Raw genomic sequence first — 20,260 nt, forward strand, 5'->3', positions numbered from 1 at the left:
GGCGGACGCTCACCTCTGCATCCACGCCATCCCCAGCACCGTCGTCATCGCGAGCACGACCCCGACCGCGAGGACGGCGTCTGGCCAGCCGATAGGGACGGGGCGCCACACGGTGCGGGGGCCGATGCCAAGGCCGCGCGACTCCAGAGCGAGGGCGATGCGCTCGGAGGAGCGGATGGCGTCGACCAGCAGAGCGAACGCCGACCGTGCGAAGATGACGGGCCCGCCCTTCGGCCTTCCTCGGCGGTCCAGCGGCGCGCGCACTGCCTGGGCCGCCCTGATCGACGCCCAGGAGCGCGGCATGGCCGCCAGCATCCGATGTCCTGCGAGGACGGCGTGCGCATAGCGCGGGCTGAGCCCGGCGCGCGTCATCAGGCTGACGAGCAGGTCGCGCGGCGATGTGGAGGCGAGGAACCCGATCGTGAGCGCACCGATCACGAGCCCTCGCAGCGCCAGCGCGGCACCGACCTCGATGCCCTCCACAGTGATCCGGATGGGCCAGTCCGGCACGAGGTCGGTTCCGGGTCTGCTCATCGCGTTCACGAGCAGGAGGCCGACGCCGAAGGCGAGGAACGGCACGTGGCCGACGACCATCGTCCGCATCGACACTCGGGCGACGCACGCGATCGCCCCGAGTGAGCCCAGGTACAACAGGAGCACCGGCAGCGGTCGCCACAGGAACATCGTCGCGATCGACACGGCGAGGAGTGCGGCGAGCTTCACGGCTGGGTCACGGCGTGCGAGCCAGGATGAGGTGTCCGTCATGCCCGCACGTCCTCTCCTGGTCTCGGCAGCGGGGCCGTCGCATCCGCACCAAGTGCGAGATCGTCGAGGCCGTGCAGCACGGCGCGCAGCTCGGTCTGGTCGCCGACGGCGGCCGCCAGCTCGCGCATCAGCCGCGACGGGCGCAACCGCGCGCGCTCCAGCGACTCCTCGTCGCGGAGCAGCTCCAGCGGTGTGGTGTCGACGACGATCTCCCCGCCTGAGAGCAGGACCACTCGGTCGGCGTGACCGGCGACGGCGCGCAGGTCGTGGCTCGAGAACATCACGCCCCGGCCTTCCTCGGCGGAGCGTCGCAGCGCCCTCATCACATGCACACTGGTGAGCCGGTCGAGCCCGAAGCCCGGCTCGTCCGCCAACAGGTGGGCCCTGTTGTGCAGCAGCATCGCGGCGATGCTCAGGCGCCGCATCTGGCCCCCGGAGAGCCGGTGCGGGTCGCGATCAGCCAGGTGCGACAGCCCGAAGCCGTCCAGCGCCTCTTCGACCGCCGTCGATGCCGCGTCGCCGAGTCCATGCGCGAGCTCGCTGCGCACCGTCGTCGCGACGAACTGGTGCTCGGGGTTCTGGAACACCATGCCTGGCCTCGGGCCCGCCACCTCGCCCTGACGAGGCGGGACGACCCCCGCAAGCGCGCGCAGCAGGGTCGACTTCCCCTCGCCGTTGCCTCCGAGCAGCGCGACGCACTCCCCCGCGCGCAGCTCGATGTCCACTCCGCGGATCACCGGTTCGGCGCGGGCGCCGCCCGGTGCGACGACCAGGCCGCGAGCCGTCAGCGCGGCGCCTGAGCCGTGTTCCGGAGCCGCCTCTGCGAAGTGTCGGCGATTCACGTCTCCCGCCCCGGTAGTGGTCGCCTGCGCTGCGCGCTCATCGCGTCCTGTCGCGCCCAGCGCAGGCATCGTGCGTGGGTCGCGCATGCCGCCCGACGTTCCCAGCAGCGCGTCGAGCTCAGCGTCGACGGGAAGCCAGCAGCCGAGCGCGATCAGCTCCCTCCCCCGTCGCACTGCGATGTCCTCACCCGTTCCGTCGTACGCGACGACACCGTCCTCGGAGAGCACGATCCATCGCCGGGGCAGCGCGCCGAGCCCGACATCACCGGCGAGCTCGTCGAGGCGATGCTCCACCAGCACGGTCGCGATCGATGCGGCGTTCGCCTGGTCCAGTGCGTCCCGAACGACGTCGATTCCCGCGCCGTCGAGCATCGACGCCGGCTCGTCGAGCAGCACGAGCTGCGGTTCCGTGACGAGCGCGGCCGCGAGCGCCACCCGCTGCAGCTGACCACCCGACAGTGCGGTGGTGTCGCGCTCGGCCCATTCCGACGCCCCCGCCTGCTCCAGGGCGCGCCGCGTCCGGGGGCCGATCTCCTCGCGTGCCACCGCCAGGTTCTCCAGCGGGAAGGCGACCTCGTCCGCCACGATCGGTAGGCACACGCCTGTGTCGGGATCCTGCGGCAGCACCCCGACGACATCCGCCGCCTGCGCGACCTCCATCTCGTCGACATCGCGCCCGGCCAACCACATCCGTCCCGTCGTGCGAACGGCGAACGCGTGCGGCACGGCGCCGTGCATCATCCGGAGCAGCGTCGACTTGCCCGAGCCCGACGCGCCCAGCAGCAGCACGCTCTCACCGTGCTCGATCCGGATGTCGATGGGCCCGATCCCGCCGCCGCCGGAGAACGCCGCGGTCCGTGCGGAGGCGGCGACCAGCGCGTCAGCGTGCTGCGACATCCGCCTGCGCGGCACGGCCGATCGCGAAGCCCGACAGCACCCCTGTTCCCTTCAGCGCGTCGACGATCACCTTCGCCAGCAGGCCGCCGAGGATGATTCCCGAAGCCGCCTGCACGCCGAAGCGGAGCCAGAGGATGTCCTGGCCGAGCCAGCCGAAGCGGAACATCGACAGCACGAAGACCCCACTCGCACCGATCAGGCCGCTGAACGCGTAGGTGACCCACCCGAAACGGCGGTAGCGGCCGAGCGCGAACGGAAGCTCGCTGCCCGCGCCCTGGATGAGCGCGGCCACGATGAGCATCGGCCCCACGGCGGAGCCGAGGAACACGACTTCGATGACGGACGCGATCACCTCGGCGATGATGCCGACGAAGGGGCGCCGGATGATCGCGATCGCGATCGGCGCGACCAGCAGCCAGCCGCCGAGCAGGACGTGCTGGGCGAGGTCGCCTGCCGGTCCCATCAGGATCGCCAGGGCGTTCCACGCCTGCACGAGCGCCCAGTACAGGAACCCGAACACGACGGCCAGCATCACCATCAGGACGATGTCGCGCAGAGCGAGGCGACCGGCGCGTGCGGGGCGTTCAGAGGGTGACATCGGCGTGGCTCGGACTGTTGACGGAGACGACGAGGTGGCTCGTGACGTGCTGCACCGTGCGGCCGACCATGGTCCATCCGGCGAAACAGGTCGCGAGGATCGTGCCGAGGTCGCCCTCCAAGCGGGTGACGTAGTGCCCGCCCTCGCGGAAGGTTCCGTTGGCGTGCGCCAGATCGATCGCCGTGTAGATGTCGCGCATGTGGTCGGGATCGCCGTTCGGTGCGACGGCGTCCTGCAGCGGGTACAGCGACCACTCGGCCGCGGCGTAGCGGCCCGTCTTCCTGCCCTGCGGTGCGTCGACCGTGCGAGGCCCCGCCCCGCCAGGCAGCTCGCAGACGACCTCGCCGGGGCAGCCTCGCGAGAGGTGCAGCGTGATCGACGCGTGCCTGCCCGTTTCGGCGATCGTCGCGGCCAGGTCGGTGACCCAGCGCAGCAGGTCGTCCTCCCCGCCGGTGATGTGCGTGCTGACGTCGCCGGTGTCGACGCTCAGTCCGCTCGCGTCGAGGCCGCTGAGCGCCCCGACGATGATGTCGGCGTAGTCGTCCGACATCACCGCGACGCTGACCCGTGCGCCGACGCCGAATGTTCGAGGATCCGCCGCGGCCTGCGCGGCTGAGGCGGTGGTGAGCAGTTCTGTCATTCCATCTCCGTTCCGTGTGTGCACGGTGGAGAGGGCGAGTTGCTCCGGCGGTCTGCTTCGCCGGAGCAATCGCGAGCTCATTCGCTCCCTGCGCCGGCATGATCCGGATCAGGTTCTACGGTCGGAGTTCGATTACTCCCTCTCAGCCCGGCTCACCGGACTCCCGTGCAGTCAGCGTCACACTAGCAGGCCGACGCCGCACCATATGCTGGAGCGCGTGGCACAGCGCGGAATCCTCACCAAGATCCTCACCCTCGGACTGAATGCCGTCCTCGGCCGCGGTGGTCGACGCGGCGGCGTGCGGAGACGAACGGGGGCGCCGACTCCTGCCGCGCAGCACGCATCTGATGGCAGCTTCGGCGACAGCGCGACGATCGAGATCGATCCGCGCACGGTGAGCGGCGTGCGCCTCGAGTACGCTCCGCAGAAGGACAGTGAGCCGGATGCCGGCGAAGTCGTGTGGACCTGGGTGCCGTACGTCGAGAACGATGGTCGGGGCAAGGACAGGCCGGTGCTCGTGATCGCGCGGCACACGACTGACCGCGTCTACGCACTGAAGCTCACGAGCAAGCACAAGCCGGGGCGCGACGACCGCGTGAGCATCGGATCCGGCGCGTGGGACGCGCGGGGACGCACGTCATGGGTCGACACAGATCAGCTCTACAGCGTGCACCACGACGGCATGCGCCGCGAGGCGGCGGCCCTCGACCTCGACCGCTACACCCGCGTCGCCCACGCGCTCCAGAAGCGCTTCGGCTGGCGAGCGGGCTGAACCGCCGAGTGCCTACGAATTCCGCGAGTGCCTATGCAATTGCGTAGGCACTCGCGAAGAACCTAGGCATTCGCGGCGCGGTCACACCGTGAGCACGGACAGGATGTTGCCGACGGGGTCGGTGAACCAGGCGATGTCCGGGCCGTATCCGGCGGCCCTGCCTCGTGCGATGCCCTTCTCGTCCTGCTCGAAGCCGTCGTAGCGGAGCATCGCCACCCCCTTTGCCACGAGCTCGTCGACCGCCGCGTCGACGTCATCGACGGGGAAGTTGAGGATCGTGAACGTCGCGGGCTCGTGGTTCTCCTTCGGATAGATCAGCACCGCGCCGCCCTTCGGCAGCTGCACCGAGATCAGCCCGCCCATGCCCTCATCCTTGACGGTGAGGCCGAGCACGTCCTCGTAGAAGGTGTGTGAAGCCGCGATGTCATCGGACGACATGCCGCTGAATGCGTCGGAGTTCTCGAACATCTCTGCTCCCTCTGCGGCCTCGCGTACAGTACCCAGAGTCCCACCGGGGAGCGTCACTGTCCAGAGGCACTGGTATCGACTCAGCCACCCCACCTCATCTGATTCCCCCGGCGCAGCGTCCTCCGGTATCCCGCGCCCCGCACTACGCTGATCGGATGGTCATGCTCAGTGTGCTGCTGTTCGTCAACGCCGCCTTCCACGCGCTCACCTGGCCGAACTTCTTCCGTCGTGTCGTGAAGGATCCCCGCGCCCGCGACGAAGCCGGCAATGTCACGCGCTTCTTCACCGTGCACCTGGTGCTGTTCATCGCGGCGATGGTGATCGCCCTCGCGTCGGTTCTCGCCGGGATCGCGGCGCTGGCAGGACAGCTCTAGCAGCCGAGGCCCTTCATCCCGTCCGGGCGACGCCCGCCCTTGAGCAGGAGACATGTGAACCAGCCCACAGCGAATCGACGCGCCCGCGTCGCGACGATGCTGGCATTCGCCACGAACGGCGCTCTGCCAGCCACCCTCCTCGCGCGGTACGCGGAGGTGAAGGATCTGCTCGGCCTGGAGGCCGGAACCTTCGGCGTTCTGGTTGCGGCATACATGATCGGTTCGGCCGGCGCGCTGCATCTGCCCGGCCTGATTCTGCGACGGCTCGGCATGCGCATGACCGCGTCGACCTGCACGCTGTGGGTCGGTGTCGCGGTGAGTGTCGCGGCGGTCGGCGTCGCGCTCGGGAACCCGTGGATCTTCGCCATCGGCATGGTGTGCGCCGGGCTCGGCGATGCGGTGGTCGACGTCGCACAGAACGCTCAGGGTCTGCGGGTGCAGGCAGCGTACGGCCGTTCGCTGCTGAACTCGATGCATGCCGGATGGAGCATAGGTGCGGCCATCGGCGGCGGCGTCGGGACCCTGGCTGCGATCGCCGGCGTGCCGATCGCACTGCACATCGGCGTCTGGGCAGCCGTGTGCGTGACCGCGATGGCGCTCGCGTCGGCGAGGTTCCTGCCCGATCTGCAGGGCCCACGTGACGACGATGAGCCCCGAGGCGGAATCGGTCGCCGTGCCATGTGGCTGTTGGCGCCCCTCGCGCTGGTGGCCCTCGCCGGCATCTCCGTCGAAGACATCGGCAACAACTGGTCGGCCGTGCTGCTCAGTTCCGAACGCGGGATGGCCGTCGAATCCGCGGGAATCGGCCTGAGTGTGCTGCTCGCATCTCAGTTCGTCGGCCGGATGACCGGAGACAGGTTCATCGACGCCGTCGGCCGCCGCGCCGCGCTCATCACCAGCCTGTCGATCGTCGCCGCCAGTCTCGTCGTCGTCGCGTGGGCGCCGTTCGCGTGGGTCACGATCGTGGCCTTCGCGTTCGCGGGCCTGGGATGCGCGATCACCGTGCCGATCGCGTTCTCGGAGGCCGACGCCCTGCCCGGCCTCAAGCCGCACACCGGAGTGACCGCCGTGAACTGGATCATGCGCGCGGCGACCGTGTGTCTGACCCCGTCCATCGGAGGGATCACGTCGTTCAGCTCGCTGTCGGTCGCGATCACCGTGATCGCGGCGCTCGCGGTCCTCGCCCTCGCCACCCAGCTGCGGCCGCGGGCCCGGTAGACGCAGCCGCGGTATCGTCACAGGCGAGCGTCGTCCACAGCGCCCCTTCTCGAGAACGGACACCCCATGCACGCCGATCAGCCCGTCGCCCTCGTCACCGGAGCCACAGGAGGAATGGGAGGCGAGATCGTCGCCGACCTCGCCGCGACGCACCGTGTGGTCGCGGTAGGGCGCAACGCCGAACGGCTCGCGGCACTGCGCGAGCGCACCGGGGCGGAGACCTGGCAGCTCGACCTCACCGACACGGCCGCCATGGAAACCCGCGTCGCCGAACTCGACCGCCTCGACGTGCTCGCCAACGTCGCCGCGATCGCTCGACCGCTGTCCGTCGCCGACGCGACGCAAGACGACTGGGAGGCGCACTTCGCCACCGACGTCACCGCTCCCGCCCTGCTCACGCGGGCGGCGCTCCCCCTGCTGCGGCGCGCCGAAGGAACAGTCGTCTTCATCGGTTCGGGCGCGAGCACGCGACCCGTGCCAGGAAGCGCCGTGTACACCGCGAGCAAGCACGCTCTGCGCGGCATCGCCGACGTGCTCCGCATCGACGAAGAGCCGCACCGCGTGCGCGTCGTGACGGTCTCCCCCGGCCAGACCGACACAGACATGCTGCGCGCCATGGTGCCCGCCGATGCCTACACGCCCGAGCGATACATCAGCCCCCGCTCGATCGCCGCATCCGTCCGGTTCGTCATCGATGCGCCGCAGGACGTGCACATCACCGATCTCCCCGTGCGCCCCAGGCAGGAGATCTCCCGGCTGTAGCACTCAGCGCGCGGGACGACACGGTCGGCGGCCGGAGATCAGCCGACGAGCCGCACGCCGACGTAGGCGATCGCGCCGACGAGGAGAGTCGCGAGCGCGCCCAGCACGAAGGGCCTCGGGCCCACTCCGACGAGGTTCCGGATTCTCACCCCGCACCCGAGCGCGAACATCGCCGCGGCGAGAAGGCCGGTCTGCAGTGCCCCGCCGACCCCGAGCACGCCGTCGGGAAGCGGGGCGAAGGTCCGCAGCAGAACCATCGCGATGAAACCCAGCATGAACAGAGGGACGATCGGCGGCAGCTTCGCAAGGGAGGTCTTGCCCGCGGCTCGGCTGAGGCGTCGCTGCCGGATGCTCAGACCTGCCACGACCGGCGCCAACAGCAGCACTCTGGCGAGTTTGACGACGACCGCGACGCCCAGCGCTCCCCCGCCGATCACGCCGCCCGCGGCGACGACCTGGGCGATCTCGTGGATCGACCCTCCCGCCCACATCCCCGCCTGCTCCTGGCCCATTCCGAACAGCTGCGCGGCCAGTGGGATGAGCGGGATCATCAGAGTTCCGAACAGCACCACCAATGCGACCGCCGTGATCGTGTCCTGCTCGGACTCATCATCCGGATCGGTGACTCCTGCCGCCGCTGCCACAGCTGCGGCGCCGCAGATCGAGAAGCCGCACGCGATGAGCAGGGTCAGGCCGGACGGAACCCGCAGCAGCCGCCCCAACAGAATCGTGCCCAGCATGCCGCCGCCGACGATGCACACCACAACGACCAGCAGCGCTGCGCCGAGATCGACGATGTCGGTGAGCGCGAGCTGGAGACCGAGGAGCACGATGCCGGCGCGCAGGAGCTTCTTCGCCGAGAAGTCGACCCCGGCCGCACACAACGGCGGCACACCGATCGTATTGGCGACGAGCACGCCCAACACGATCGCGAGGATGAGCGGGCTGACGCCTGGCAGGAGCAGACCGATCCCGGATGAGGCCGCAGCCGCGAGCAGGCTGACCAGCACGCCCGGCGCGATCGCGCGGAAGAGCTGGACAGCCCGAGCGCGGGCCGTGCGGGCGTCGTACTCGCGCTGTTCGTCTGCCATATCCCCATCCTGCGCGCGACCGCAATGCACCGGTAGGAGCAGATCGTCTCATCGCTACAAGTTAGGCTTGTACCGAGGTGAGAAGCATGACGAGGACCGGGGAACCGGATCTGGAGGCGCTGCGCGCGCTGTCGCTGGTCGCGGCGGAGCGCAGCATGTCGGCGGCCAGTGCGCACCTGGGCGTGAGTCAGCAGGCCGTGTCCCTGCGCATCCGAGGTTTGGAGAACGATCTGGGAGCCCGGTTGCTGGTGCGGTCTGCACGGGGCTCTCAGCTGACTCCCGCAGGCGAAGTCGTCGTCGGCTGGGCGGCGAGGCTACTCGCGTCGGCTGACGAGTTCTCCGACGCGGTCGCGACTCTGCGCACCGATCGCCGCAGGACGATCCGGATCGCGGCGAGCCTCACCATCGCGGAGCATCTGCTGCCGGAGTGGATCGCCGGATGGCGCATCCGCACCGGCGATGACGGACCGATGGTGCAGCTCACAGCCGAGAACAGCAGCGCGGTCATCGAGTCCGTGCGCGCCGGCTCCGCCGACCTCGGCTTCATCGAGACCCCGTTCCTTCCGGATGACCTCGGATCGGTCGTCGTCGCCCATGACACGGTCGACGTCGTCGCCCAGCCGGGGCACCGCTGGGCGAGATCGGGCAGCGTCTCCGCCCGCGAACTCGCCGCCACGAGCCTGGTTCTCCGTGAGCAGGGCAGCGGCACCCGACGGGCGTTGGAGGATGCTCTGCTCGCGGCGGACTGTCCGGTCACGGCCGAGCCCGCGGCCGTGCTGTCGACGACGCTCGGCGTCCGCAGCGCGATCATGGCGGGCGCCGCTCCCGGCGCGCTCAGCTCCCTCGCGGTCGCCGACGACATCCGGGCCGGCAGGCTTGTGCGTGTGGAGGTCGGGTGCTTCCGGATGGAGCGTCCGCTCGCGGCGGTGTGGTCCGGAACCGCTCCGCAGCCCGGTGCGCGCGATTTCTTGGACGTCGTCGCCCGGCGCCCGCGCCGATGACCCGCCAGCAGCCGTGCGGCGTCACCGACGGCGCTGCACGGGCAGCGGCCCCGTCACGCTGAGCTCGTCGTGCCAGCAGTCGATTCCCGAGACGTCCGGCAGCCGGTCGCGTGTGAACACCGGATCCTTGCCGTCCCTGCGCTGCTGCATGTAGTCACGCAGCAGCGCGAAGACGAGCCCCGACAGCAGGGCGAGCGCGACGAGATTCGTGATCGCCATGAACCCCATTGCGGCATCGGCGAAGCTCCACACCACGTTGGCGGAGAGCACGGAACCGACGAAGACCGCCGCGACGACGAGGGTGCGGTACGCGACGAGCACCCACCGGCGCGTCGAGATGAACTCGATCGACGCCTCGCCGTAGTAGTAGTTGCCGATGATCGAACTGAACGCGAGCAGGAACACGATGATGGCGAGCGCAGTGAGCGACCATTCGCCGAGCGTGTCGCCAAGGGCTGCCTGTGTGAGGTCGACGCCCACGGCCGCTCCGGCAAGGTCGGGAACGCCGGTGAGGATGATGAAGGCCGTGATCGAGCACACCAGGAACGTGTCGAAGTAGACCCCGAGGGCCTGCACCAGCCCTTGCTTGACCGGATGGGTGACGGCAGCGCTCGCACCGGCATTCGGCGCAGAGCCGAGGCCGGCCTCGTTCGAGAACATACCGCGCTTGATACCGGTGAGGACGACGTATCCGAAGGCCGCCCCGACCACCTCGTTGTATCCGAACGCCTGCGTGAAGATCGAGGAGATCGCTGCCGGGATCTCCTGCCAGGAGACGGCGACGACAGCCAGCCCGAGCAGCAGGTATGCCAGCGCCATCACGGGCACGATCGTCTGCGTCACGGAGGCGATGCGGCGCACTCCCCCGAAGACGACGAGCCCCGTGAGGGCCGCGACCACGATGCCGGTGACCCACGGCAGCCATGCTCCGGCGTCCGTGCCCGTCATCGACGCGACCGCGCCGCCGAGGGAAGCGGAGATCGTGTTGGCCTGCAGCGAGCTGAACGCGAACGGGAAGCAGATGATGAGGATCACCGCGAACCACACGCCCATCCAGCGCGCCTTGAGCCCTCGCTGCATGTAGTAGGCAGGGCCGCCACGGAAGCCTGCGGGGTCGCGCACCTTGAACAGCTGAGCGAGCGTCGACTCCGCGAACGCCGAGGCGGCGCCGACGAACGCCATCAGCCACATCCAGAACACCGCTCCTGGCCCGCCGACAGCGATCGCCGTGGCCACGCCCGCGATGTTCCCCGTTCCCACACGCGATGCCGCCGAGATCGTGAACGCTTGGAATGCCGACACCGACTGCGGCTCGCCCGCCTCGTCACGGGGCGTGCGGTTCGTGAGCGTCCGGAACATCTCAGGGATGAGTCGGAACTGCACGACGCCGGAGCGGACGGTGAGGTAGAGCCCGAGCAGCACCACGACGGGAAGAACCACCCAGGTCCAGAACAGGTCGCCCTTATCGGCGAGCCAGTCAGCGACGATTTCCATTGCGTCAGTATCGTCTGTGACCAGCGCGGATTCCAGCATCGAATCGCGGGACAGAGCATCTCATCGTCGCACCGGACCCTGCTCTTCCGAGGGCGCAAGCGCTCGCATCGAGACGATGGCACTGCTCACCACGATGAGCGCCACTCCCACCCACTCGTTCACACCGAGCGTCTGGTGAAGCAGCAGCCAGCCGGCCAGCGCGGCCCATACCGGATTGAGGCTCGTGAACGCGCCGAAGACCTGCGCCGAGATGCGGCGCAGCTCCCTCACCGCCGGCCCGGCGGAGAAACTGTGCGACGCGGCTGCCGAGCTGTTCGCGTCCGGCTGGTCTCGCCGGTTTCGCCGTCCGCAGCGCACGGATCCGATCCATGACGACGGGCATGAACGACACGTCGATGCGGCCACCGGGGTCGGCGCGCGGTCGTTCCACGCGCCGACCCCGGTCCGAGAACCGGGCCCGGCCGTCAGCTGATGTCGATGCGGTTCCGACGTCGGAACACTGTCAGTGCGGCGCCCAGGATGAGCAGCAGCGCAGCCGCCGCCGGGATGACGGGCGAGAGGTCCGAGCCGGTCGCGGGGAGCGATCCGGTGCCGCTCGTCCCCGCCGGACTCGTACCGTCGGGTGAGAGGGCGCCCGGCGCGGTGACGTTGCCGCCGCCTCCCGCGTCGCTTCCGCCATCGCCGTCCGAACCGTCCCCGCCGCCGTCGGCTGGAGGGTTCTCGTCGTCATCCGGCTCAGCGGACACGGCCTCCGAGGTGACCACCGCGATCGCGATGTCCGAGCTGAGACCCGCCGCATCGAGGAAACGCAGGCCGGTCACCGTGCGAGCGTCCCCCTCGTCGTTCTGACCGGCCAGCACGACTCGACCGCCGTTCGGAAGCGCGATCGACGTGTTCGGCGCGATCTCACCCGCGGGTATCGCCTGCCCGCCCACCGTTCCGCCGGCCGAGGTCGCGGTGACATCAGCGCCGTCGACCGAGACGGACAGCTCTGCCAATCGGACTTCGACGCTCGTCGACGGGAACAGCACGACCTCATCGACCGCTGCAGCACCTGACCGCGGAGCCGACGCGAGCTGCACGCCGCCCACACGGATCTGCCCTGCCGCGCTGTCCGTGATCGTCCTGTCGACGACACTCTGCGGCTCGTCGTGCGTGGACTGCACAACCGGCTGAGGAGCGAGGTGGCTCGCGCCCGTAGCCTGGACGCCGAAGGCGTACCAGTCCTCGAGTGCAGGGTCGGATGGCTGCTCCGGCTCGTCCGGTTCGTCATCCGGCTTCTCCGGCTCGACGTCGGAGGCGGCGATCGTCACCTGGCCGATGCGCACGTCCGGATACGTGCCTGTGAGGTCCTCGTAGTGCAGGGCGGTCAGAGTGACTGTGCCGTCCGGGTTCTCGACGCGCTCCCCGAAGCGGATGCGCACGCGCTCGTTCCCGTCGACGTCCAGCCCGGTGTACAGGTCGGTCGAGGTGTTGATCCACGCCCCGTTGACGAACACCGCGCTGCCGGTATCGGCGAACTCCACCGTCATCTCGCCGTCCGCGTCAACCGTCCCCGTCATCCCGTACACGCGCAGCGCCGGCCAGCGATACTCCGCCATCGGGTCGGTGCCCTGATCCGGAACCTGTTCGAACGACCCGACCGACACTGTCGCGTCGGACTCCTCGCCGAGGGACACCGAGACGTCGCGTGCGACCGAGGGGAATCCGTCTGCCTCGATGAGTGCGGCTTCCTGTGTTCGGCCCGCTTCCTCGACGCGCGGCTGCGGCGCGATGAGTTCTGAGCCGTCGGGAGAGGTGACTGCTACGCCCCAGGCATCGCTGGCGCGCTCTGCGGGAACATCGTCGGCCGGCAGATGCACCTCACCGAGACGCACCTCGGGATAGGTGCCGGTCAGATCCTCGTAGTGCAGTCCGATGACTGTCACCGTGCCGTCCGGGTTCTCTACGCGCTCTCCGAAGCGGATGCGCACGCGCTCGTTCCCCTCGGCGTCCAACCCGGTGTACAGATCTGTCGAGGTGTTGATCCACACGCCGTTGACGAACACCGCATTGCCGACATCATCGAACTGCACGTCCGCCTCGCCGTCGGCGGTGACGTCCACGGTCAGGCCGTACACGCGCAGCGCCGACGGCAGGAGCTCGCCGGTCCACCCCTGATCCGCGTCGGGGATCTGGGTGAACTCGTCGATGCGGACGTGCGCGCCGCCGTCGTCGTTCGTCGCGACATGCACCCCCTCGGCCGACGTCGGGTAGTCGTCCCCGGCGGCGATGTCGTCGCTCTGCGCCGACTCGCCCAGGCCTTCGGCGCGCGGCTCCCCCGCGATGAGCGCGGAGCCGTCGGGCGCCGTCACTGTGACTCCGGTCGCGACGGGCTCGGTGAGCTCGACGGGATCGGTGGGCTCGATGGGCTGCGGTTCGGGCCATGCTGCTGCCTCGGCGCAGGTCACCGTGCCCAGGCGCACACGAGCGATCTCCGAGGCTCCGAGCTCTCCCTGGATGCGCAGACCCACCATCGTGGTGCTGCCGTCGGGTGCCGTGCTGACCTCACCTGCCATCACATACGTCGGGCCCCAGATCGAGTCTGGCAGGTCATAGCGCCACCCGGGCTGCGATACGGCCTCGTCGGTCAGATCGACGCCGTCGATCGTGAGACGGTCCAGCCCGAGCGTCGGCGCACCGTCGGGGCCGCATGAAGCGGAGAGCCCCTCGAACTCGATGGCCGGACGGTCCCGCAGCTGGAACTCGCCCGAAGCGATCTGCGCCTGAGCGCCCTCTGCCCCGGCTGTCGCCGACAGGCCGGACGCCTGCGACGTGTTCAGCTTGAACACGTCGTCGACGTGCTCGTGCGTCGCGCCGACGTCCTGCCCCGAAGACCATTCGGCCACCGGCGTGGGTGCGACGAGCGTGCCGAGGTCGACATCGAACATCTCCATACCGACAGCGCTCGCGAGCACACCGTCCTCGGGCGCCGCCTGCGCGGGCACCACGATGCCGAGAGTGAGCAGTGCCGCAGCCGCTGTCGCGACGGCCGCACCGATTCCCTGCGTGAGTCTCATCGGTCCAGCTCCTTTCCGAAGTTCTCGATGAACGCGCGGCCGGTCGGCACTCCGAGGCCCGTCACGTCGTCCCAGCCCGGCCCTGACTGCAGGGTCTGCGGCTCGGCGTCCCATACGAAGATGGTCTCGGGGTAGATCGCACCGGCATCCGGCCCCCGCGCCGCCCACGTCCCCGCAGAAGCGGGCGTGACGTCGCGGATCGCGTCCGTGCCCATGAGCGCATACAGCGACGGGGCGGCGAGCCCGACCTCAACGCCGGTCGCGGCCTTCGCAAGGGCCACCATCGAGGCCACCATCGGCGTCGCAAGGCTCGTACCACCGTGCGTGGCGTACTCGGTCTGGCCGTTGTGCGGGCCGTAGACCACGAAGCCTGTGTTCGGATCCCCGATCGAGGCGACGTCGGGAACGAGGCGACGGGTTCCCGGCTCGTCGAGCGCGTCACGCTGCCACGTGGGCCTGTCGAAGACGGAGGACTCACCGCCGCCCGCGCCGAACGCGAATCCGGGCGGGATCACCCCTCCGTTTCTGGCGAAGCGCGTCTGGATCTCCCAGCCGGCCTCGACGACGATCTCGCCATCGGCGCCGAGCCCCGTGCTCGTACCGCCGACCGCTGTGATGTACGGGCTCGATGCCGGCGAAGCGACGCTGATGTGCGGGTGGTCGCCCACCATGCTGTAGTCGCCGTCGTTGCCCGACGACGAGAACACGGAGACTCCCTGAGAAGCCGCTTCGACGAGCACACGGTTGAGCAGCTCTCGGTCAGCCGCGGTGTCCAGGTCTTCGACCGCGCCGAACGACAGACTGATGACGTCGGGGGTCTGCTCCCCCTCGACCGCATCGAGGATGCGCGTGAACATCGACGTCGTGGTGCATTCTGCGGCGCCCCAGTAGACGATGTCGGCGTCGGGAGCCATCGCGTGCGCAGCCTGCACATCGAGGTGCTGCTCCTCGGTCCAGCTCTGCGGGCCGCCGCAGCGATCGTTGTCCGGGTTCGCCGGAGCGTGGTGACGGTACTGATCGCGGGCGAAGGGCTGCGCGCCCGCTTCCGAGAAGTACGTGTTCGTGTTCGCCTCAGTGCGGGGATCGTCGTACGCGCCGACGATCGCGATCGTCGTGCCCTCGCCGGTGTACTCGGCCGGAACATCGTGGATCTGCCGCAGCTGCGCAGGCAGGTAGCCGCAGAGTGCGTTCGAGCGGTGCTCGACGTCAACGGATTCTGGCCACTCGTCCGTCAGCTTCTCGCCCCAGTGCGCGGCGCAGTCACCATCATCGGCGAGGACGGGCACGGTCCGGTCTGATTCGTCCGGATGCGGCTCGTTCGTCGGCTGAACCGCACGAGCGGAAGCCGGGCGGAAGACGTCGACGTTCACGGTGCCGCTCACGTCGATCACCGCATCCAGATCTGCCGGAACGGTCAGCGCGGCATCCGGCGCGACGGCCTCGAGCTCTCCCACCCGGTACTGCGAGAACGTTGTGCCGAAGACGGCGCCGACCGCCGACGCGGTGCCGGTCACCGGCAGCGCAGAGACGGACTCGCGAAGGGCACCGACGTCGAGCCCGCCGTCGATGAGCCAGTCGCGCACATCCGGAGCGTCGCCGATCTGCGCGGGGTCGACCAGCACCGACAGCGACAGCTCAGCATCGGAGGCGACTGCGAGGCGCTCAGTGCTCGGTTCTGCTGCCCACGATGGCAGAGAACCCGGCAGCACGCGGGAATCGGCCGCGGCCGGTGGAGCAACGGCGGTCGTCGCGACGGACGCACCGGATACGAGCACGGCGGTCGTCACGAGAGCGCCGAAGAGTAGGCGTGGTCGCATGGACATCCTTTTCATTCGTGTGGAGAGGGGAATTCAGCGCGCGCGAACGCACCGCTCGCACCGCCATCGACCGACAGGGTGAACAGGCGCATCCGAGCGGCGTGCCGCTCAGACCGGGCGCCTCGCGCTCAGCCGCAACCATGACGGCCGCAGGCCGACGCGATCGATGAGTTCAGGTATCGATCGCGATAATCATTCTCACACACTCTTCGCAGGATCCCGCACGGTGGCAGATCCCCCGGAGAGAACCTCGCCGGTCGCGTCGGGTCGGCCCGTTGCATCGAGCCCGCCTGCAGGAACCGCCCCGGCACCGTTCTCAGCGAGCTGCGCATCGCCGGCGTGCTGCACGAGCGGCCGATGCGCGTCCTGAGGCTCGGAGAAATGTACCTCTGAACAGGTGACTATGTGGTGGAAGTGGGTGGACTCAAACCGAACACCTGGCGCCGGTTTGAGCGGCTCAGTTCCGCGTGGGAGCAGGCGAAACTCAGTATGGGCGAAGAGGCGTCGGCCACCGCAGAACGCGAGTCTGGCGTCGTCACGACCCCAAGGAGACGAACTAGAACACCGTTGACGGAGAGTGAAGTGGACTCTATTCGAACCGCCCGGATGAACGGCGAAAGCGTGGTCTCGATCTGTCGGCGATTCGGCGTTCATCGGATGACTGTATGGACGCACACAAGAGACTTGGTGTGATGATCGCCGCGAGAACGCGCCTGCCTGTACGACAGGTGCGGTATCAGAGCCCGCGTCCGAGGTCGATGCGCGGGTCGCTTCGTCGAGGCGGGACGTCGGCGGAAGGCTTGGTGAGCCGGCTGAGCCGTGTAAGAGCCGATTGTGCTGCGCGGTGCTCGGCGGCCTGCTCGGGTGTACGGATCGCCTTGGCGTCACCCAGCGGTGACGAGCCGCTGATCTCGTAACGGTGCCGATACAGAGCAATAGTGGCAGCGAGCACCTGCCACTGTGCTCGCGCTCTCACCTGTGTTGGAGGCTTCCCGAGACGTGAGAGCCACGCGGCACCGGCTTGCTCGGCGTCGTTCACGAGCCGTCGGGCATGGGCTTCGAGGAGCGCTTGGCGTTCATCGAGAGCGGTCTGCACGTCGTCGGGGATGGGCTGGGCTGGTGTTGCGATGAGACCCGCGACTCGACGTCTGCGGTTCTTGCCTGGTGCCAGTTGGTTGGTGGCCTGGTCGAGCATGTTCGCCAACTGCGCGGCAGGGTCGGCCTGCTCATCGCCGGGCGTCAACCGGGGTGCGAGCGCGTTCAGCGCGACGGTCGGTACATGCCCGGCGGCTTCGTGTCGGGCGAGGGCTGCTTCGAGGCGTTCGTAGTAGGGGCTGGTGAATACGTCGTCGGCCACGTCGTCGGGGAACGGTGCGATGTCGAGCAGGTTGGCCCAGCGGTCGACCTGTGCTTCGCGGGCAAGCACGTCGTACTCGTCCATCAGCGTGGACAGCGAGGCGTGGCGGTCGACCTGGAGTTGCAGGGTCTCGGTGGCCGACGCATCGGCATCGCTGCGCTTCAACACTTCGGCCAGTCGGTCGATGAGCGTAAGTGGCTTGGGTTGGTCGAGGTGGGGCTCGACCTCGTGCGGGTCGGGCACGATGACGTAGGCGTGGTTGCGGTACTTGCCTCGGGTCATGGCGACGTAGAACAACTCCCGCGCCGCCTTCTCCGGGTCGATGAGCGCGTGCGCGGTGTCGACGCTGGCTCCTTGGGCGCGGTGGACGGTGCTTGCGTAGCCGAGTTCGAGGTCTTCGCGGACGTACTTCGCCGGCAGGACGAGAGCCTTGCCGCGTGGCTGGTCGCCGGTGCCGAGCCGGCGCACGGCGAGCGAGCCGTCCTCGTATCGGTGGGTGATCTGCCAGCGGTCGCCGTTCTTGACCCAGGTTCTGCCGCTGGTCAGGCGGCGGTCATTGCGCCGGGTGACGACCAGATCACCGACTCCAGCGGTGGTGCCGTCGTACAGCCCGACGCCCTCGGCTTCGACGCGGCCCGCGGTGATGAGGTCGGCGCGGGCGCGCTCGTTCAGCTGTGCGACCATCTCGCCGCTGCTCGCGATCATCAACGTGCGCAGGCCCTCGTCGCGGTCGGCGCGCCAGGCCTCGTAGATCGCGTCTTGCATTGTCTCGGCGTCGCCCTCGACCAGCCGGTCGTGCTCGTGATAGGCGTCGAGCGCGGTGGTGTTGCCGTGGCGCAGGCCGAGGCTGGCGGTCTTCTCCCAGTCGTCGGCGAAGCGGCGCACGTCGGTGAGTTCGGGCACCCGGTGGCGGTGGCGGGTGAGCATCCCGAACGCCCCGCCCGTCTCGACCGCGGAGAGCTGAGCCCAGTCACCGATGAGGACGACCTTCGCCCCGACCTCGGCGGCATGGGCGGTGATCCGATCCAAAGCCAGCGTGCCCGCGAGGGAGGACTCGTCCACGAGTACGAGTTGCCCGGCCTGGAGGTTCCAGCGGTCGTGGCGGTGTTCGTAGAGGAACTTCGCGGTGTTCTCGGCCCGGATGCCGAGCGAGTCACCGAGCACTTCGGCGGCCGCGGCTGAGGGCGCGAGACCGATCACCGAGTCACGCCCGTGCGCGGCCGTCCATGCGCGATGCAAGGCCCGCAGTGCGGTTGTCTTACCGGCACCGGCGGGGCCGACGAGCAGGTCGAGCGTCAACCTGGAGCGGGCGATGCGGGTGATCGCGGTGGCCTGATCCGGATCGAGGCGGACGCCCCTGATCTTGCGCGAGACGTGCCGCGCCACCAGCCGTGCAGAGAGGGCTGGGCCGGTCTCGGCCTTGCTGTGGGCGAGGAGCCGCTGTTCGGCGTCGAGGATGTCCTGGCTGGAGTACACGATCTGATCGACGGGCTGGAACCTGTTGCCCTCACCCTCGATGTAGTGCGCGGGCACAGCACGGTCGTAAGTCGGGGTGAGGTGCAGCGATTCCGCCTCGACGCGAGCGACGATCTGATCGAGGACCGTCAGCCGGTCGTCGGGGGTGGCGAAACGTGCGCCCATGAGTTGCCGCATCGTCTCGGCATGCACGTTCCAGCGCCCCCAGGTTGCACGCCGGTTGGCAACCTCCATCAGCACAACCGTGGCAAGGTCATCGATCACGTCCAGCCCGATGTCGTCGGCCCGCAGCCGCGCTTCGGTCGCGTCCTGGTCAAGCAGGTGCTGCGCCCAGGTGGTGGCGTCCTCACCCAACGTCACCGCGGCGCGCTCACGCCACTCGGCGGTCAACTCCGCCAGCGAGTGCAGCTCCTTCTCGGGGCGGGTCTCCAAGGTCGCCTGCTGCCGCAGCCTCGCCACGACCCGCGCCGGGGGCTGCCTGCCGTGCTCGGCCACGTACTCGTCGATGAGCCGGTTCTTCACCTGCTCGATCCCCTCGGCCCCATCACGGGTGCCGGTGGTGCGGCGAGAGAACTCCGCCAACAGCGACGCGGGCACGCCCGCGATCTCCCAGCCGGTGTTGCGGTCCTTGCCGCGATCCACCGGCACCCATGTCACTCCGAGCAGCCGGGCGGTGTGATCGGTCAGGAAGGCGTTGTAGGTCTCCGAGAGAGCGACGGCGGCCTTGTGCAGGCGGCGAGAGTCCAGCGTCCGCCAGCGCCCGTCGATACCCTGCACCTTGTTCGAGACCACGACGTGCGTATGCAGTTGCGGATCAGCGGCGCGGGAGTCGTAATGGTCGAACGCTGTGGCGATCACCCCGACGATCGGCATCTGCGCGACCCCGCCCCGACCGACCCGCGTTGCGGCGACGCGCTGTTCCAGCACGGCGATGGTGTCGCGCATCGCAGCGTGATGCGCCTGCGCAATGAGCGTTTGCGTGCCCGCGTCGGCCACGCCCCAGATCGTGCTGACCGACTTCGACGGCGAGAACGTCAGATCGAACCCGGCGACAGCGGTACGTGGGGTCTTGGCAAGCTCTTCCTCGCGGATGCGTTGCACAGTCTGCTCTCGTTGCTCACCGCGCAATCCGGGATCCAGCCGTGCAACCCTCGCCGCAATCCGCTCGCGGGGCGGTTGCAGCTTCGGGTACCGGGTGCCGACCCGTTCGCCGGATGGATACCCTCGCCCAGCAGCCGAGCCAAGTGTTCCTCGGTCACCGTGTCACCCTCGGCCAGAGCCGGGGAACGGCCGTCATCGAGGCTCGTCAGGCCGGTGCCGATCCAGGTGCCGGGAGGGCAGCCCGACTCGGTGTAGTACCGGGTCAGCGGGCTGCTCATCTCCCGGTCGCCGTCACCGGCGACGACCGAGTGCAGCAGGTACTCGTAGCCCTTTCCCGAGGACATGACCCGGATCGTCATCACCACGACGGCCCCTCCCCGAGACGGGCTCAGGAGGGGCCGTCTCAGGGATCAGGTGGGCGCTCCGCGCCCAGACGGCACCCTGGTGCCAGACGTGTGGGGGTGAAAGTACCTCCGGCTCAGCGATGGCATACGTATCGGCACAGGACCTGACATGCTCTGGCGCCGA

At 69.2% G+C, this 20,260-nt stretch carries 17 protein-coding genes and 1 riboswitch; of the genes, 5 read left to right on the top strand and 12 right to left on the bottom strand.

Annotation, left to right across the window (positions count from 1 at the left end):
* Positions 1-9: 9 nt before the first annotated feature.
* From CIK77_RS03060 to CIK77_RS03075, 4 genes are read right to left on the bottom strand one after another with little or no spacing between them, the layout of a single operon-like run.
* The gene (locus CIK77_RS03060) at positions 10-765 is read right to left on the bottom strand and encodes an energy-coupling factor transporter transmembrane component T family protein (protein WP_087054551.1); all 756 of its coding nucleotides are present in this window, start codon (positions 763-765) and stop codon (positions 10-12) included.
* Positions 762-2,504 carry an ABC transporter ATP-binding protein gene (locus CIK77_RS03065; RefSeq protein WP_087054550.1) on the bottom strand — a complete coding sequence of 581 codons (1,743 nt, stop codon included), beginning with the start codon at positions 2,502-2,504 and terminating at the stop codon, positions 762-764. Before CIK77_RS03065 ends, CIK77_RS03060 begins: the two co-directional genes overlap by 4 nt.
* A complete protein-coding gene (locus CIK77_RS03070; protein WP_087054549.1) occupies positions 2,488-3,102 on the bottom strand; it encodes an ECF transporter S component in 615 nt (204 codons plus the stop codon). The genes CIK77_RS03065 and CIK77_RS03070 overlap by 17 nt, the downstream gene beginning before the upstream one ends.
* A complete protein-coding gene (locus tag CIK77_RS03075) occupies positions 3,089-3,742 on the bottom strand; it encodes a YkoF family thiamine/hydroxymethylpyrimidine-binding protein (RefSeq protein WP_087054548.1) in 654 nt (217 codons plus the stop codon). Before CIK77_RS03075 ends, CIK77_RS03070 begins: the two co-directional genes overlap by 14 nt.
* Positions 3,743-3,810: 68 nt before the next feature.
* Positions 3,811-3,919: riboswitch (TPP riboswitch) on the bottom strand.
* A 40-nt stretch (positions 3,920-3,959) separates the two neighbouring features.
* On the opposite strand from CIK77_RS03075, the gene CIK77_RS03080 reads away from it, so the two are divergent.
* Positions 3,960-4,514: a type II toxin-antitoxin system PemK/MazF family toxin gene (locus CIK77_RS03080; RefSeq protein ID WP_249268538.1), complete on the top strand. Its 555-nt coding sequence runs from the start codon at positions 3,960-3,962 to the stop codon at positions 4,512-4,514.
* Positions 4,515-4,595: 81 nt separating this feature from the next.
* Here the strand turns inward: CIK77_RS03080 and CIK77_RS03085 are convergent, their stop codons facing one another.
* Positions 4,596-4,982, bottom strand: a complete 387-nt coding sequence (locus CIK77_RS03085) for a VOC family protein (protein WP_087054546.1) — start codon at positions 4,980-4,982, stop codon at positions 4,596-4,598.
* Between the two features lie 155 nt (positions 4,983-5,137).
* Here CIK77_RS03085 and CIK77_RS03090 point away from each other — a divergent pair, with 155 nt between their 5' ends.
* From CIK77_RS03090 to CIK77_RS03100, 3 genes are all read left to right on the top strand, one after another.
* Positions 5,138-5,356, top strand: coding sequence for an SCO4848 family membrane protein (locus tag CIK77_RS03090; protein WP_087054545.1), 219 nt, complete (start codon positions 5,138-5,140; stop codon positions 5,354-5,356).
* Between the two features lie 54 nt (positions 5,357-5,410).
* Positions 5,411-6,574, top strand: a complete 1,164-nt coding sequence (locus CIK77_RS03095) for an MFS transporter (RefSeq protein ID WP_087054544.1) — start codon at positions 5,411-5,413, stop codon at positions 6,572-6,574.
* Positions 6,575-6,640: 66 nt separating this feature from the next.
* The gene (locus CIK77_RS03100; protein WP_087054543.1) at positions 6,641-7,336 is read left to right on the top strand and encodes an SDR family oxidoreductase; all 696 of its coding nucleotides are present in this window, start codon (positions 6,641-6,643) and stop codon (positions 7,334-7,336) included.
* A gap of 38 nt (positions 7,337-7,374) precedes the next feature.
* Here the strand turns inward: CIK77_RS03100 and CIK77_RS03105 are convergent, their stop codons facing one another.
* Positions 7,375-8,427: a YeiH family protein gene (locus CIK77_RS03105; RefSeq protein WP_087054542.1), complete on the bottom strand. Its 1,053-nt coding sequence runs from the start codon at positions 8,425-8,427 to the stop codon at positions 7,375-7,377.
* 86 nt (positions 8,428-8,513) lie between these two features.
* Between CIK77_RS03105 and CIK77_RS03110 the strand changes: the two genes are divergently transcribed.
* Entirely contained in the window at positions 8,514-9,428 is a 915-nt protein-coding gene (locus CIK77_RS03110) for a LysR family transcriptional regulator (RefSeq protein WP_087054541.1), read from the top strand.
* Positions 9,429-9,449: 21 nt separating this feature from the next.
* Here CIK77_RS03110 and CIK77_RS03115 read toward each other — a convergent pair whose 3' ends face one another.
* The 6 genes from CIK77_RS03115 to CIK77_RS18025 all read right to left on the bottom strand — a co-directional run bounded on the left by CIK77_RS03115 (position 9,450) and on the right by CIK77_RS18025 (position 20,076).
* On the bottom strand, positions 9,450-10,922 hold the full coding sequence (locus CIK77_RS03115; RefSeq protein ID WP_087054540.1) for an alanine/glycine:cation symporter family protein: 1,473 nt from the start codon (positions 10,920-10,922) through the stop codon (positions 9,450-9,452).
* A 60-nt stretch (positions 10,923-10,982) separates the two neighbouring features.
* Positions 10,983-11,192 carry an EamA family transporter gene (locus CIK77_RS17840; RefSeq protein ID WP_212647468.1) on the bottom strand — a complete coding sequence of 70 codons (210 nt, stop codon included), beginning with the start codon at positions 11,190-11,192 and terminating at the stop codon, positions 10,983-10,985.
* A 194-nt stretch (positions 11,193-11,386) separates the two neighbouring features.
* Positions 11,387-13,981: an LPXTG cell wall anchor domain-containing protein gene (locus CIK77_RS17845; protein WP_212647467.1), complete on the bottom strand. Its 2,595-nt coding sequence runs from the start codon at positions 13,979-13,981 to the stop codon at positions 11,387-11,389.
* Entirely contained in the window at positions 13,978-15,798 is a 1,821-nt protein-coding gene (locus CIK77_RS03130; RefSeq protein WP_087054537.1) for a S53 family peptidase, read from the bottom strand. Before CIK77_RS03130 ends, CIK77_RS17845 begins: the two co-directional genes overlap by 4 nt.
* Before the next feature lie 736 nt (positions 15,799-16,534).
* Positions 16,535-19,732, bottom strand: a complete 3,198-nt coding sequence (gene mobF / locus CIK77_RS03135) for a MobF family relaxase (RefSeq protein WP_258861440.1) — start codon at positions 19,730-19,732, stop codon at positions 16,535-16,537.
* Positions 19,666-20,076, bottom strand: coding sequence for a relaxase domain-containing protein (locus tag CIK77_RS18025; RefSeq protein WP_258861441.1), 411 nt, complete (start codon positions 20,074-20,076; stop codon positions 19,666-19,668). The genes mobF and CIK77_RS18025 overlap by 67 nt, the downstream gene beginning before the upstream one ends.
* Between the last annotated feature and the right edge of the window lie 184 nt (positions 20,077-20,260).

The sequence above is a fragment of the Microbacterium sp. JB110 genome (assembly GCF_003335195.1).
GTDB lineage: Bacteria > Actinomycetota > Actinomycetes > Actinomycetales > Microbacteriaceae > Microbacterium.

What these genes read in the sequence shown, in the direction of transcription:
- CIK77_RS03070 (WP_087054549.1), bottom strand. Translation starts at nt 3,102, where the DNA reads ATGTCACCCTCTGAACGCCCCGCACGCGCCGGTCGCCTCGCTCTGCGC.
- CIK77_RS03060 (WP_087054551.1), bottom strand. Translation starts at nt 765, where the DNA reads ATGACGGACACCTCATCCTGGCTCGCACGCCGTGACCCAGCCGTGAAG.
- CIK77_RS03100 (WP_087054543.1), top strand. Translation starts at nt 6,641, where the DNA reads ATGCACGCCGATCAGCCCGTCGCCCTCGTCACCGGAGCCACAGGAGGA.
- CIK77_RS03065 (WP_087054550.1), bottom strand. Translation starts at nt 2,504, where the DNA reads ATGTCGCAGCACGCTGACGCGCTGGTCGCCGCCTCCGCACGGACCGCG.
- CIK77_RS03105 (WP_087054542.1), bottom strand. Translation starts at nt 8,427, where the DNA reads ATGGCAGACGAACAGCGCGAGTACGACGCCCGCACGGCCCGCGCTCGG.
- CIK77_RS03130 (WP_087054537.1), bottom strand. Translation starts at nt 15,798, where the DNA reads ATGCGACCACGCCTACTCTTCGGCGCTCTCGTGACGACCGCCGTGCTC.
- CIK77_RS17845 (WP_212647467.1), bottom strand. Translation starts at nt 13,981, where the DNA reads ATGAGACTCACGCAGGGAATCGGTGCGGCCGTCGCGACAGCGGCTGCG.
- CIK77_RS03115 (WP_087054540.1), bottom strand. Translation starts at nt 10,922, where the DNA reads ATGGAAATCGTCGCTGACTGGCTCGCCGATAAGGGCGACCTGTTCTGG.
- CIK77_RS03075 (WP_087054548.1), bottom strand. Translation starts at nt 3,742, where the DNA reads ATGACAGAACTGCTCACCACCGCCTCAGCCGCGCAGGCCGCGGCGGAT.
- CIK77_RS18025 (WP_258861441.1), bottom strand. Translation starts at nt 20,076, where the DNA reads ATGTCCTCGGGAAAGGGCTACGAGTACCTGCTGCACTCGGTCGTCGCC.
- CIK77_RS03085 (WP_087054546.1), bottom strand. Translation starts at nt 4,982, where the DNA reads ATGTTCGAGAACTCCGACGCATTCAGCGGCATGTCGTCCGATGACATC.
- CIK77_RS03110 (WP_087054541.1), top strand. Translation starts at nt 8,514, where the DNA reads ATGACGAGGACCGGGGAACCGGATCTGGAGGCGCTGCGCGCGCTGTCG.
- CIK77_RS03090 (WP_087054545.1), top strand. Translation starts at nt 5,138, where the DNA reads ATGGTCATGCTCAGTGTGCTGCTGTTCGTCAACGCCGCCTTCCACGCG.